General features: G+C 50.7%; 15 protein-coding genes. 12 read left to right on the top strand and 3 right to left on the bottom strand.

Annotated elements, in window-relative coordinates; genetic code table 11:
• The first annotated feature begins 160 nt into the window (after positions 1-160).
• The 10 genes from rpl7ae to WC593_04570 all read left to right on the top strand — a co-directional run bounded on the left by rpl7ae (position 161) and on the right by WC593_04570 (position 7,770).
• The gene (gene rpl7ae, locus WC593_04615) at positions 161-529 is read left to right on the top strand and encodes a 50S ribosomal protein L7Ae (GenBank protein ID MFA4824422.1); all 369 of its coding nucleotides are present in this window, start codon (positions 161-163) and stop codon (positions 527-529) included.
• Positions 530-539: 10 nt separating this feature from the next.
• The gene (locus WC593_04610; protein ID MFA4824421.1) at positions 540-749 is read left to right on the top strand and encodes a 30S ribosomal protein S28e; all 210 of its coding nucleotides are present in this window, start codon (positions 540-542) and stop codon (positions 747-749) included.
• Positions 750-752: 3 nt separating this feature from the next.
• The gene (locus WC593_04605) at positions 753-944 is read left to right on the top strand and encodes a 50S ribosomal protein L24e (protein MFA4824420.1); all 192 of its coding nucleotides are present in this window, start codon (positions 753-755) and stop codon (positions 942-944) included.
• Positions 945-950: 6 nt separating this feature from the next.
• Positions 951-1,403, top strand: coding sequence for a nucleoside-diphosphate kinase (ndk, locus tag WC593_04600; protein MFA4824419.1), 453 nt, complete (start codon positions 951-953; stop codon positions 1,401-1,403).
• Positions 1,404-1,477: 74 nt separating this feature from the next.
• On the top strand, positions 1,478-2,128 hold the full coding sequence (locus tag WC593_04595) for an NAAT family transporter (protein MFA4824418.1): 651 nt from the start codon (positions 1,478-1,480) through the stop codon (positions 2,126-2,128).
• A 2-nt stretch (positions 2,129-2,130) separates the two neighbouring features.
• The gene (locus WC593_04590; protein ID MFA4824417.1) at positions 2,131-2,325 is read left to right on the top strand and encodes a hypothetical protein; all 195 of its coding nucleotides are present in this window, start codon (positions 2,131-2,133) and stop codon (positions 2,323-2,325) included.
• Positions 2,318-3,151 carry a nitrilase-related carbon-nitrogen hydrolase gene (locus tag WC593_04585; GenBank protein MFA4824416.1) on the top strand — a complete coding sequence of 278 codons (834 nt, stop codon included), beginning with the start codon at positions 2,318-2,320 and terminating at the stop codon, positions 3,149-3,151. The genes WC593_04590 and WC593_04585 overlap by 8 nt, the downstream gene beginning before the upstream one ends.
• A gap of 75 nt (positions 3,152-3,226) precedes the next feature.
• On the top strand, positions 3,227-4,432 hold the full coding sequence (thrC, locus tag WC593_04580) for a threonine synthase (GenBank protein ID MFA4824415.1): 1,206 nt from the start codon (positions 3,227-3,229) through the stop codon (positions 4,430-4,432).
• Positions 4,369-5,004 (top strand): DUF5803 family protein, encoded by a 636-nt coding sequence (locus tag WC593_04575; protein MFA4824414.1) that lies wholly within the window; start codon positions 4,369-4,371, stop codon positions 5,002-5,004. The genes thrC and WC593_04575 overlap by 64 nt, the downstream gene beginning before the upstream one ends.
• A 213-nt stretch (positions 5,005-5,217) precedes the next feature.
• Positions 5,218-7,770, top strand: coding sequence for a cation-translocating P-type ATPase (locus WC593_04570; GenBank protein MFA4824413.1), 2,553 nt, complete (start codon positions 5,218-5,220; stop codon positions 7,768-7,770).
• 43 nt (positions 7,771-7,813) lie between these two features.
• On the opposite strand, the gene WC593_04565 is transcribed toward WC593_04570, so the two are convergent.
• Positions 7,814-8,791: a cation diffusion facilitator family transporter gene (locus tag WC593_04565; protein ID MFA4824412.1), complete on the bottom strand. Its 978-nt coding sequence runs from the start codon at positions 8,789-8,791 to the stop codon at positions 7,814-7,816.
• A gap of 297 nt (positions 8,792-9,088) precedes the next feature.
• Between WC593_04565 and WC593_04560 the strand changes: the two genes are divergently transcribed.
• Entirely contained in the window at positions 9,089-9,649 is a 561-nt protein-coding gene (locus WC593_04560) for a hypothetical protein (protein ID MFA4824411.1), read from the top strand.
• A gap of 265 nt (positions 9,650-9,914) precedes the next feature.
• Here WC593_04560 and mch read toward each other — a convergent pair whose 3' ends face one another.
• Positions 9,915-10,859: a methenyltetrahydromethanopterin cyclohydrolase gene (gene mch, locus WC593_04555; GenBank protein MFA4824410.1), complete on the bottom strand. Its 945-nt coding sequence runs from the start codon at positions 10,857-10,859 to the stop codon at positions 9,915-9,917.
• An 86-nt stretch (positions 10,860-10,945) separates the two neighbouring features.
• A complete protein-coding gene (locus WC593_04550; protein ID MFA4824409.1) occupies positions 10,946-12,070 on the bottom strand; it encodes an ORC1-type DNA replication protein in 1,125 nt (374 codons plus the stop codon).
• A gap of 251 nt (positions 12,071-12,321) precedes the next feature.
• On the opposite strand from WC593_04550, the gene WC593_04545 reads away from it, so the two are divergent.
• The gene (locus tag WC593_04545; protein MFA4824408.1) at positions 12,322-14,028 is read left to right on the top strand and encodes an ATP-binding protein; all 1,707 of its coding nucleotides are present in this window, start codon (positions 12,322-12,324) and stop codon (positions 14,026-14,028) included.
• The last annotated feature ends 153 nt before the right edge of the window (positions 14,029-14,181 follow it).

Raw genomic sequence — 14,181 nt, 5'->3', positions numbered from 1 at the left:
CAATTTTTCCGGTAATAGAAAAACCGGTATACAAAAATCTGCTGACCCGTCAGGCACAAACCTTTATTTCAGTTCTTGTCGTAATAATATGGCTACATCATGGCATCATTGCTGACTGATGAGTAATGAAGGAGAACGCTACTCCTGAATGAGGTGAGTTATGTCAAAAGGCTACGTTAAAACACAAGCTCCAGAAGAGCTCCAGAACAAGGCTCTTGAAGCCCTTGAAGTTGCACGAGACACCGGTAAGATCAAGAAAGGCTCGAACGAGGCAACCAAAGCCATCGAACGCGGTATCGCTGCCCTCGTATTGATCGGTGCCGATGTCGAACCCGAAGAGATCGTGATGCACCTTGCCCCCCTCTGTGAAGAGAAGAAGATTCCCTATATCTTCATCAACAAGCAGAATGATGTCGGCGCTGCAAGCGGTCTTGATGTCGGATCGGCAGCAGCTGCAATCGTAAAGCCCGGCAAGGCAAAAGAAACGATCGACGACCTTGCAAAGCAGCTGACCGCGCTGAAGGCGTGAGGATATAATCATGGCAGAAGATGCAACGCCAGCCGAAGTGATTGAGGTTATTGGCTCAACCGGTATGCACGGTGAGGCAATGCAGGTCAAATGCCGGATCCTCGACGGCAACAACAAGGGCAGGATCATCACCCGCAATACAGTTGGTCCAATCCGTGAAGGGGATGTCATCATGCTCCTCGAAACCGAGCGCGAAGCAAAGAAAATGTCGAGGCGCTAAACCATGGTAGAACGCTATGTCTGCACTTTCTGCGGGGGTCCCGTTGAACCCGGCACCGGCAAAATGTATGTCAAAAAGGACGGATCGGTCATGTATTTCTGCAGCTCGAAGTGCCAGAACAACCATAAGCTCGGCAGAGTGCCGCGACGTGTTGAATGGACCGTTGCCGGCAAGAAAGCCTTAGGCAAGAAGTGAGCACCCATGGACCGCTCATTCGTCATGATCAAACCCGACGGCGTCCAGCGCGGTCTTGTCGGTGAGATTGTTTCCCGGTTCGAAGCAAAAGGACTGAAACTTGTTGCAGCCCGCTTCGAGGTTCTCCCTGAACCAAGAGTGACGGAACAGTACAAGGAACACCTTACAAAACCCTTCTTCCCGTCATTAAAGAAATATATCATGGGGGGACCCTGTTTCCTCATGGTCTGGGAAGGCAGGAATGTCGTAGCAATCGTCCGCAAGGTAATCGGTGCTACCAATCCGCAGGAAGCCATGCCAGGAACCATCCGGGGCGATTTCGGTATCGATATCGGTCGGAATGTTATCCACGCTTCAGACGCTCCCGAGAGTGCCACACGCGAGATTGCAATCCACTTCAAACCCGCTGAACTGTTCACATATACACGGATTGACGAATCTGTGATATATGAATACTAATCCTTTTTTTCTTTTCCACGTTTTAATCGGGATACCATAATCTCTATTACTCTTTGGCACAGCACTATTGCATAATGTCAGGAGATGTCCTCAGTTTTGCCCTGTTATCCATCTCATCCATACTCATTATTGTCAACCCCCTTGGAGCAACCCTCATCTACGTTTCCCTCACAACAAATTTGGATCACTCCGCACGGGATGCAGTAGCCCGCGATGCATGCCGGTTCGCATTCTTAATCCTGCTCATTGTCGCACTTATCGGTACATGGATCCTGCAGCTGTTCGGTATTACTCTCGAAGCGTTCCGGATTGCCGGAGGAATCCTGTTATTCGGTATTGGTATGGAAATGGTCTATGCAAAAACATCCCGGACTAAACTTACAGCAACTGAAAAGTATGAGTCGCGGGATACCGAGGATATCTCAATTATGCCACTTGCCATCCCCATGATTGCCGGGCCGGGTGCAATCACCACAACGATTGTTCTGATGAATGAAGCAACCACCATGACACCGATTGCGATTGGAATCGTGCTTATCTCAATCGCCATCTCAATCGTGCTCACCTATTATATGATGCGAAATTCAGATTATATCCTGACGAAAATAGGACAGCGGGAATACCGTGCGATCAACCGTCTGATGGGTATGCTGCTCATCGCTATTGCAGTACAGTTCGTGATAAATGGTATCCGGCTCGCATTTCCGCTGCTATCAGGAGGTTAAAAATGGATAACTGGGATCTTACATCGGTGGGTCTGGTGCTGATCGGGTGCAGTATTACTGCTGCAGGTACCATCATTGCGGCGCTGCTTTTAGGAATTACCATCCGTATTGCCCCGTTTCTCCTCATCACCACAGCCCTGTTGATCGTGATGAGCGCAATCCTGATCATTTACGGGAAACAAAAAACCAATGCATGACAGTAGCGATCCCATCCTGGATCCGGGCAGGGGTATCCGGGTATGCGTTGCCCAACTCTCAAGTGCATGGGAAGAACCGGAAAAAACCTTAGACAGAGCGGAAGTATTCATCACTCATGCGGCAGCATGCGGTGCGCAGCTGATCTGTTTCCCCGAGCAGTTTGCAACCGGCTGGGATCCATTATCATTAAAAAATATACAGGACTTACAAGGGAGTATCATCACCCGGCTCCAAACCTGTGCGAAAACGAACAGGATCGCAGTAATCGGATCGCTCCGTCAAGCATCGTCACCGTACCCGAAAAATACATCAGTAGTAATCGGGAACGATGGCCGCATTCTTTCCACGTATTCAAAAATTCACTTGTTTTCCCCGGTCAAAGAAAACGAGCATTTCACCCCGGGAACGGATCTGGGTATTTTTTCTCTCGGGCCACTCACCTGCGGGCTTGCGATCTGTTATGATCTCCGGTTCCCGTCGCTCTTCCGCGTTTATGCACAGAAAGGCGTACAGGCAGTTTTTGTACCCGCAGCATGGCCGGCGAGCCGCATCCGGCACTGGGACCTTTTTATCCAGGCGCGGGCAGCAGAGAACCAGATGTATGTGATCGGTGTGAATACAACCGGAACTACACCAGTCGACCGGTATTCCGGCTCATCGATGGCTGTAGATCCCCACGGCACTATTATCAGCCATGCAAATGAAGCCGAGCAGCTGCTCTTTATAGAGCTCGATCCAGCAGAGGTCGCTGAAGCCCGAGCTGCGCTCCCGGTAGAAAACGACCGGAAGGATGCCCTCTATCATACCCTTCTTAACAAAAAGTGATCGTATGATAAAATATTAACGAAAGGAACGGTGAAACCGCACGCCTATATGTATCTGGCAGATCAACACTATTCCATGTACCATCTCGTGTGCGTCAACTGTGGAGCCACCTATCCCGCTGACGAGATCCTCTATAACTGTACAAAATGCGGCCATCTGCTCGCGGTGAAATACCCGCTGGATGAAATTTCGATTAAAAGGTCAACCTGGAACCAGCGGCCGCTTTCGGTCTGGCGCTATAAGGAACTGCTGCCGGTCACGATCTCCCCCGTCACCCTGCACGAAGGCGGCACCCCGCTCTATCACTTAAAAAAACTGGGAGAAGAGATGGGACTGCCTCACCTGTATGCCAAACATGAGGGCATGAACCCCTCCGGTTCGTTCAAGGACCGGGGCATGACGGTCGGTGTATCGATGGCCATCCAGCTCGGCAAGAAGAGTGTTGCCTGCGCAAGTACCGGCAATACTTCAGCCAGCCTTGCAGTGTATGCGGCAAAAGCAGGTATCCCGGCCGTTGTGCTGCTTCCCGCAGGAAAGGTTGCAGTCGGGAAAGTCGCACAAGCCCTGATGCATGGCGCAAAAGTCATCTCCATCCGGGGCAACTTCGATCGTGCGCTTGAGATGGTCCACGATCTCTGCCTGTCCCATGGGCTGTACCTGCTCAACTCCATCAATCCCTACCGGTTAGAAGGACAGAAGACCATCGGGTTTGAAGCACTCGACCAGCTCGGTGAAATACCGGACCGCTTTGTGCTCCCGGTCGGCAATGCAGGCAATATCTCTGCAGTATACAAAGGGTTTCTGGAGTTGCAGGAACTCGGTTTCATCGACCGGCTGCCGATGATGACCGGCATCCAGGCACAGGGTTCCAGCCCGATTGTCCGGGCCATCCGCGATAACCTGCCGGTAGTAATACCCGAAGCAAATCCCGAGACCATCGCAACGGCTATAAGAATCGGAGCACCGGTCAATGCAGAAAAGGCATTAATGGCAATCCGTAAGACCGGGGGGCTTGCTGAGACAGTAACCGATGAAGAGATCCTGCGAATGCAGCGAGATCTTGCCCGCAAAGAAGGCATCGGTGTCGAACCGGCATCGGCGGCATCAGTTGCCGGTATACGCAAACTGGTAGAGATGGGAATGATTGACCGGAACGAGAAGATCGTCTGCGTAGTGACCGGACATCTGCTCAAGGATCCGGATACGGTGATCAAACAATGCGAACCCCCAACCGAGATCGACGCCGATCTACCCTCGCTGCTCTCTGCGCTGCACTTGTAATCCTGCTGGCAGCAGTTCCGGCAGCAGGTGCACTATCGGCAGATTACCAGATTTTTCCCAACGGGACCGCATACACCGCTTCCGTCGAGATCTCCAGCGCAGACCGGTATCAGTTTGCCGATGTCGGTTTTTTGGGGGAGGACGTTGCCATCAACGTTGGCAATGTGAGCATATCCGGAAATTGTTCCCCGTGCGAATTTAACTGGAGCAAAGCCTGGGGCAGACCTTCAGCGATCACATTTTTGCGGGGTAATTACACCGTCTCGTACGTAGCCCCGCTGAAGGATAATACCCTCCAGGCAAACTACGACAACCAGTACAACGTGAGTGTTATTCTCCCGGCCGAACTGGATGTGAGAAATCCCCTGCTCGCCAGCATCAACCCGGGAGCAAACATCACGCGGTTTGCTGACAATACCACACGCATCCAGTGGAGTAAAATCCGGACCTTCGAGATCCGGTTTTATGACCCATGGCGCGAACAGCTGCTCTATCTCTTTGGCAACTTCTGGATTGTTTTTGCAATCGTCTTACTCTTGCCCTTCCTGCTCATGATGAAACGGTCAGAATAATTTTTTTTTATCGTGGGTTTCAAAACCGGAAAAAATATAATCTGTATTTTCCAGTTCCAAAAAAGTTCAGATATTTCGATCCTTGTTATGCCTGTTGTGGAAAGAATTCTCTTGGTACATTACATCTTCTGACAAAAAAAGACCGCAAAAGGTAAAAACAATATCTGGATGATGTATGATATAGGGTGAACTGCTCCAAAAGGGAACTCGATAATGCCTCTCTTGGATATCGAATCTGTCAACGGTTTTTCTGACAAAGAAGCTGCTGAAAAACTCATGACCGAGGGATTCAATGAACTTCCTGAGTCAAAGAAACGCGGTATTTTTGGCATCATTTTTGAAGTGATCCACGAGCCGATGTTTATTCTGCTGGTAGCAAGCGGCCTGATCTATTTTGTCCTTGGGGACATCACCGAGGGTTTCATGCTGATGAGTTTTGTGTTTGTCATCATCGCTATCACAGTCTATCAGGAACAGAAGACCGAACGGGCATTGGAAGCACTCCGGAATCTCTCGAGTCCACGTGCACTGGTGATCCGTAACGGGGAACAGAAACGGATTCCGGGCCGCGAAGTGGTAACAGGCGATATGCTCATCCTCGTTGAAGGCGACCGGGTCCCGGCTGATGGTATCCTTCTCTCATCAAACAATGTGTCCGTTGATGAATCGCTCCTGACCGGAGAATCAGTACCCGTCCGGAAAGTCCCGTGGAAACAAGGAATGAGAGCCGAACGACCCGGGGGGGATGACCAGCCCTTTGTCTATTCCGGAACAATGGTCGTGCAGGGCCAGGGTCTCGCAGAAGTCAGGTCAACAGGTGCCCGGACCGAGATGGGAAAGATCGGGACAGTCCTGCAAACCGTCCAGCGCGGGGAGACACGACTTAAAGGAGAGATCTCGCGGATTGTCCGCACAATCGCTATTGTCGGCCTCTTCCTGTGCGGGATTATCGTTGTCGTCTATGGCCTGACCCGGGGGAACTGGATTGAAGGGCTTCTTGCGGGAATTACCCTTGCAATGGCGATCCTGCCCGAAGAGTTCCCGGTAATCCTGACGATCTTTCTTGCACTGGGTGCCTGGAGGATCTCCCGGAAAAATGTGCTGACCCGGCAGGTGCCTGCGATAGAGACTCTTGGTTCGGCAACCGTGCTCTGCGTTGACAAGACCGGCACTCTCACCCGGAACCGGATGACCGTACAGACTTTTTGTGCCGGTGGGGAGATGTGCGAACATGATGCCACCGGGAACAATTCGGTAGCAGATATCTGTCACGAACTTGCCGAGTTTGCCATCCTTGCCTGTAAAAAGGATCCGTTCGATCCCATGGAAAAGGCATTGATCCGGCTCCGGGAAGGCGATTTTGGAAAGACGGAACACATCCATACATTCTGGGAACTGATTGTCGAATATCCGCTCTGCCCCGAACTGCTTGCCATGTCAAATGTATGGCGGTCTCCCGGTGGCAATGACTATATCATCGCCTCAAAAGGAGCGCCTGAAGCAATCGCAGACCTGTGCCATTTCAGCGAGAATGAATGGCAAGCTCTGGCCGAAGATATCAACGCGATGGCTGCACAGGGACTTCGCATCCTTGGCGTTGCAAAGGCATCGTTCACCCAACCCAAGCTGCCCACAGAACAACATGTTTTTACGTTTACCTTCCTTGGGCTTGTCGGGTTTGCCGACCCGGTCCGCCCCCAGGTGGCAGATGCGGTGAAGGAATGTTATACCGCAGGGATCCGCGTGATCATGATAACCGGGGATTATCCCCTCACTGCACAGAATATCGGGCGGCAGATCGGTCTTGCCGATACCAACCAGTGTATCACCGGCGCTGAGCTTGAACAGATGGGTGACGCGGAGCTTCAGAAACGTATTCGGAGCGCAACTCTCTTTGCACGGGCTGTTCCTGAACAGAAACTGCGGATTGTCAATGCCCTCAAGGCAAACGGGGACGTTGTTGCTATGACCGGTGACGGGGTGAACGATGCCCCGGCATTAAAATCCGCAGATATCGGCATTGCTATGGGGGGACGGGGAACCGATGTTGCCCGGGAAGCTTCGTCGCTTGTCCTGCTGGATGACAACTTTACGTCCATTGTGTCAGCCGTGCGACTGGGACGGAGGATTTTTGATAACCTGAAAAAAGCGATGGCATATATCTTCTCCATCCACGTTCCTATCGCCGGTATGTCACTCATACCCGTTCTTTTCAACCTGCCCCTTATCCTTCTGCCGGTGCATATCGTTTTTCTCGAACTGATTATTGATCCTGCGTGTTCGATCGTATTTGAAGCAGAAAAAGAAGAACGAAGCGTAATGACCCGCCCCCCACGGCACAAAGAGGAAGGGCTTTTTTCGAAAAAGACCCTCGGGCTCAGTCTCCTCCAGGGATTTGTTGTCTTAGGGGTGGTCCTGATGGTTTACGCAAATGCGCTCGGAAGGGGCTTTGGTGAGGCAGAAGTGAGGACACTGACATTCACGACGATTGTGATTGCAAATCTCTGCCTGATCCTGACAAACCGGTCCTGGTCTGAAACCATAGTTACCACATTGCGCACACCGAATAAGGCAATGGTGTGGGTGTTTGCAGGAACACTGGTCTGCCTGATCCTTGTCCTCTCAGTCCCGGTACTTCAAGCGCTCTTCAGGTTTGGTTCCGTATCATTTGTTGATCTTATTGGCTGTGCAGGGGCTGGTGTGGTGAGCGTTGTCTGGTTTGAATGCTACAAGTACTGGAGCAACGCAAAAACCGGACCGGGATGACGACTCAATAAAACCTTTTCAAAATAAAGGGGGATGTATTCATTTATTCAGGAACGCGTTTTTCGCATGCCTTATTTTTATTATAAAAAGTACAGAACGAACCACACCGGGTGCACCCTTCATTGCACGGTTCTATATGGATCGTAATATTCGCCCGGGAATACTCGATCTTAAGATCAGATTCCAGATGATCCGCAAGATCATGGGACTGGTAGACCGTCACCTCCCCGGGTATGACAAGATGAAACTCAATAAATATTTCCGGGCCCGAACGCCGAGTCTTTAAATCATGGAATCCGGCATAATCGCTTGCATGCTCGCAGATGATCTCTTCGATGCGCTTGTTATCTTCTTTTGGCAGGCTGTGATCGATCAGATCAGAGAATGAGCGGACCGTGAGATCATAGGCTGCCTTCATGATCACAACGGCGACACCAAGCGCAAAGAGCGGGTCGAAGATGGCAATGCCGGTCAGCTTGATCAGGACGAGTCCGACCATCACACCCGCTGAAGTATACACATCCGTCCGCAGGTGCCACGCATCACTTTCAAGCGCAATGGACTCGGATTGTTTTGCCACTTTCATAAGCCGTTGGGAGACATACCAGTTGACCAGTGCCGAGATACCCATGACAGCAATACCATAGATGAGCAGTTCCGGGGTGAAGTGCTCGGAGGGTTCACCCAGAAGTTTTGATAAGGCTTCCCTGATGATCAGGATCGCCGCAACAAAGATGAGGAGGGCTTCAATAAGCCCCGATATATCCTCGAACTTTCCATGCCCGAACGAATGTGCTGCATCCGGAGGCTCTGCAGATTTCCGCACCGAGAAAAATGCGATCACTGCAGCTATCAGATCCATAGCGGAATGGATAGCTTCTGAAATAATGCTGACCGAACCGATTGCGAACCCGACAACAAATTTCATGAGTACCAGACAGGTGTTGGACAGGACAGACAGCCGGGCAGTCTTTTCTTTAAGCTGGTCAAGCGATTGTTTGTCCAGAGGAGTCGCATTCATGGGATTCTGATTAATTATTGCTACCTGTTCACTTCAAGGTATGGAACAGTGAATCCGGAAAAAACACGTGAGAGATGATACTAGATCCACTGGCTGATATAATGAAGAATAACCTGCTATTGAATCACGCGCGATTCTGCAAGAAGGGTCACAACGGTAAAATCGATCGTTTCAGGCAGGATCTGAATGGCTACTGATCCTTATTCAGTCGAGGCTGCCGAAGATTTTCTTATCCCCATTTTTTTGTGTTTGATAGCATTGTTTTTTAAGTTCCTCCACAGAGTTTCTCTACACCATATGGCAGGACAATCCATGGGAAAGGGGTATTTCTTTTTCCTGACACTCATGCTTATATCAGGTGTCCTTGCAGCCGGCTGCATTGGAGAGGACACCTCAACACCAGCACCTGCAGCAATAAACCCTCAGGGTAATCTGCAACCCGGTCAGGTGCTGCAGGTTTTCGGGGACGTGACCGGACTGGGCATACCACGGGGCACCGTTGATACCATCACGTTTACGGTCGGTCTTGTACCTGACATAAAATCCATGGAGATAGAAGAGCTGGTCATCGTATATGCGGATGCAATCCGAACTGAAACCCTCAAGCCTGTCGAGGGATTCCGGGGCAATCCCCCACCAGGAAGATGGGGGATACTCTCTGTGCAAAATGAGGTAGGTAATCCCAATAACAGGATTGAGTACGAAGAGCATTTTGTCATCCGCATCAATCCTGCAGCACCAATCGTTCCGAATCAGGTGATTACCATAATGCTCAAACCCCCCACGGGTACTCCGACCAGTATTCGCCGTATAACGCCAACAACGATCATGGAAGAAAATCTCTTATCCATCATATAATTCCAATAAAGGGATATCAGAAAATATTTCCCCGTGGGAAAAACCGAGCAATGCCTTGCAGTATTCCTAAATGATTTGACCTGTTCACTAGGATTCCTTCAGAAAAAAATCCTGGGCAAGACATCATCGTTGGTTTATCATCGGCAATCATGCGAATATTCCTGCATTGCTATTCTCCTGAACTGACAAGACACCACAAGAAAATGAATTCCATATTGGAATTCCCCTTTTAAAAATCTGGAGAGAAAAAAAGAGAGTGGAGATTTTACTGGAGCCCGAATGACTTCAGCGTCACTTCGGGGTTCACAGCACCGACATGGTAGACAGAGCCCGTTGAGAGCTCGTTGATGATGACTTCTGCGGGTGAGAAGAGCGAGGTATCGATCTTGTAGAAATCATACCCTGCTTCCTTGAAGATGTCGTTGAACGGTTTACCGTATCCCTTGGAACTGCTGCTCGGGATCTTTGCGAGGTAGTCCTTGATCTCGGGCGCATTCATCGTGAGGTTGATCCTGCCGTGGTAGATCGTGGCATCATTGGTGACCCCCATCGCAAGTTTGGCTCCCCGCACCGGGGGAACCGGTGCAGTTCCCATTGCGGCAATGATCTTCCGGGTATCAAACCCGAGCTCGTTGAGTTTGTATACCGCGGTCTCGACGCACCGGCCGGAGACCTGGATCGAGCCGACCAGGCAGGACGTGGGTGCAACAACCGCACAGACATTGGCCACATCGACGTGGCACTCTTCCGCGATCTTTTCCATGACTTCTGCATTGGGAAGGTGGTCGCTCTCAAGGCACATCACGGCACAATCGTAGTCATCTTCGTATTCAATGACTTCAAAGGTGTGCTTCGGCTTTAAGGAGAGCGCCCGGGCCGGGCCGCTGCCCATCGCAAAGTAGTTGCCCACTTTGACGGTCCAGCCGGCCTTCTGTGAACCAAGGCAGGAGATCGACGGGAAGTCCGTGGTGACATCGACAAAGGGCATCGGGAACTCCTTGATGTGTCCCATGCGGAAGTTCACCTCGCCAAGACCGCCCATGCAGATCTCGGTAAAAGCCCTGCCGGCTGCATAGCCGCCGCGTACACTTACACCACAGTCAACAATGCGTGCCCCGTTATCAAGTTCATGATAGCAGGCGTTGAATTCTTCAGCCAGATCGGCCAGATTATCAAAAATCTCCAGTGCCAGTTCGTTAACACTCAGCATGAACAAAAACCCTCTGTATCATAAAAGAGGGTTTTGGGGATAGATAATATTTTTCAAACGTTTGGATGTTAAAAGGGGATATGGATTTATGAAAGGTATTCAAGAACCTTTACCGGCTCGTAACGGAGAGTAATAATCCGGGTCCTGCCTTTTCCGTCGCGGTACTGGAGGTTGATCAGACGCAGCGCATCCATCTTTTTCACGATCTCATAGAACCGGGTGTAACCAATCGAGAGCGATTCCTTGAGGGATTTGTAAACCTCGCCTGCGTTCATATCGGATTCCTTAAGGCTCCTCTCTGCAAAGGATTTGAGAATCTGTCGCTCCTCGTCTTTTAAGGTCTTTACCGTGTAGGAGAGGTGCAGGTACTTCGATATCTCGTATGCACCGCAGATATCCTCGCGTTCGATACTGCGCCGGGCAGCACGCTCGGCACTGAGCGTTGCCCGCTTCAGGAGATCAATACCCACCCGGAGATCCCCGCAGGCAAGGGTCTTTTCGACAACCAGGCTGAGCAGGTCATCGCTGAGCACACTGGTGAACAGTCCCTGCATCACTCTCGCTTTCATGATCTCCTGCACTTCGGCATCCCCGTAAGGTTCAAAATAAATCTCAGTTGGCAGGAAGACCGAGGCAACCCGGGCATCTACTGCCCGTGACAGGTCGACATCCATATCACTGATGATCACGATCACGCCGATACGGGTGCCTTCATAGGCCTCGTGGGAGCGGAGGAGGGTGTAGAGCACCTTGTTGATCTCGTTTTCGTAGAGGAGATAATTCGCATCGTCGAGCGCTACGAGCAGCACAATCTCGTCTTTGACCAGTATCCGGGCAACCGCGTCAAACACCTGTTTGAACGATGTGCCGGAAGAGGGGGGTAGATGGCCGGCGAGTTTTTTGTAGATCTGCGAGATGATGGCAAACTTGGTGTTGTCGATCTGGCAGTTGATATAAACCGGTACGAGTTTTTTTGTTGTCTCTTCGATCTCGGCAAAGAGCTTCCGGACGCTTGTTGTCTTTCCCGTGCCCGGCAACCCTTTGCAGACCGTGTTTAACGGGCGTCCCCCCCTGAGGGCGGGACGGATCTGGAACGCGAGTTCGCGCATCTGGGCATCGCGGAACTCGAACTGCTCGGGAACATAATCAATCTCCAGCACCTCCGGGTCGCGGAAGAGTGTTTCATCCCACATCAGCAGGTTCTTTTTCATCGTAGTACACGTTTACGCGATCAGTATTAACTCCATTGGAATTTGTTGTCCTGCCGGATTATAGTCAAAAAAATGGGTCGGGCAATCCCTGAAAAATAATAAGAGAAGTGTTTTCTTTTAAAAAAACCCAGATTAAAATAACTACGGGCAGTATCGCAAAACCTCTTACATGCCGTATGCTTAGAGCAGATCAGCAGGAGACCTGATTGCAGTGCCCGTTTTCTAAGCGACCGTGCGGATTTGAACAATCTATGGATATTCTCCCCGTCCTTGTATTCTTCTGCCTTGTATCTGCTGCCATTACGTACGGTCTTGGGGTATATGTCTATGCAAAAAATCCCAAATCGATGGCAAACCGCCTCTTTCTTGCAGCCATGCTCATGGCCACGTACTGGGCAGCGGGGGAGTATCTCATCTGGACTGCCCAAGGATATAACGGGGTCTGGTTCTGGCTTAAAGCAAGTTCATTCTGGACACTCACTATCGCATTCACCCTGCATTTCGTTCTCGCATTAACCGAACACCCGCTTGCAAAAAAGGAGAACCTCAGGTACCTGGTGATTTTTCTCTACCTGCCTGCACTTGCGATAACCTTTATCGAACTGGTCACAGAATCAATCTTCACAGTGGTTTACCAGCCGGAACTCGGGTTCGTCTATGTGCCCGTCCGGGAAAGTCTGGCGTACCAGGCCGAATCGGTCTTTATAATTCTGGTGATGGTCTTTGCCCTGTATGTCGGCCTTTCCTCATGGCATAAACGGGGGCCGGGAATTATCCGGCAACAGAACGGTTTTATCAGCATTGGTATCGTTGTTGTCATGCTGTTTGGATCCCTTTCCGGGGTTTTTCTCCCGGCATTCGGGATATATCTCCCGAACCTGGTTTTTATAGGCATCGTCTGCTTCTCCGTAATTATTTCCTATTCCATTCTCAGACACGGGCTCTTCACCATTACCCCGGAATCCGCTGCTATGAACATCATCCACACGATGCCCGATGGACTGATCCTTACTGATTTGGATGGCCGCATTATCGTAAGTAATTCGTCAGCAGCAGAAATTCTTGAGAAACAAGAAAAAGATCTTCCCGGAGAGTCTCTCGATATTCTCCTTCCCCTTTCAGCGTGCCAGAATTTACGGGCTACAATCCGGGAGCAAGGAATGGTATCAGATCTCGAGGCAGAACTGGATTGTGGCGAATGCAAAGTGGTCAGCATTGCCGGCTCACTGGTAAAAGACCCGGATGGCGAACCGGCAGGATTTGTCCTGATCCTGCGGGATATCACCAGCCGGAAAGCATCAGAACAGGCCCTCAGTCGGGCCAATGAAAAGATCTCCTTGTTAAGTCAGCTGACCCGTCATGATATCAGCAACCTTATCACAGCCCTTAACGGGTACCTGACACTGCTTAAAGAAGGGGAAACTGATCCCGTCTCTCTTCCCCACCTCACAGCAAGCCTCGAGATAGTTGAGAATATCTCCAGTCATCTTCGGTTTTCCAGCCAGTACGAAGATATAGGCATACACAAACCGGTCTGGCAGGCACTCGGGCCGATGATCATCCGGGCTGTCAACAACCTCGCCCGCGAAAGAGTGGAGATAACTTCCCGTGTTGAATCGATCGATATCTATGCCGATCCTCTCACGGAAAAAGTAATCTACAACCTGCTGGAAAATGCGCTGAGGCATGGCGGACCACCCACGCTGATCCAGATATACAGCCAAGGACGGATAAATGGGGAACTGGGGGTAGTATTCGAGGATAATGGTGTAGGTATTGCTGATGAAGAAAAGGAACTGATCTTCAAACGCGGGTACGGGAAAAATACCGGGCTGGGCCTCACACTCTCCCGGGAGATACTTGCCGTGACCGGCATTCGCATCGTTGAGACCGGGGTAGCAGGCAGGGGAGCCCGGTTTGAGATCCATATTCCCTCCGATGCATGGAGATATCACTGATCTTCAGCAGCCATTCCCTCAGGCGCACGGGTGGAATATGAGGAACATGTATCAATTCCCTCATGATTGCCCCGCTATTTTGGGCCGATCCTTTTCCTTCCGGGATAACCGGTCAGCAAGTTCGTTCAGCCCTTTCACATAGGCATTCTCAGG

This window comes from Methanoregula sp., from assembly GCA_041645435.1.
Lineage (GTDB): Archaea > Halobacteriota > Methanomicrobia > Methanomicrobiales > Methanospirillaceae > Methanoregula.
This window is presented reverse-complemented; position numbering and strand designations above follow the sequence as displayed.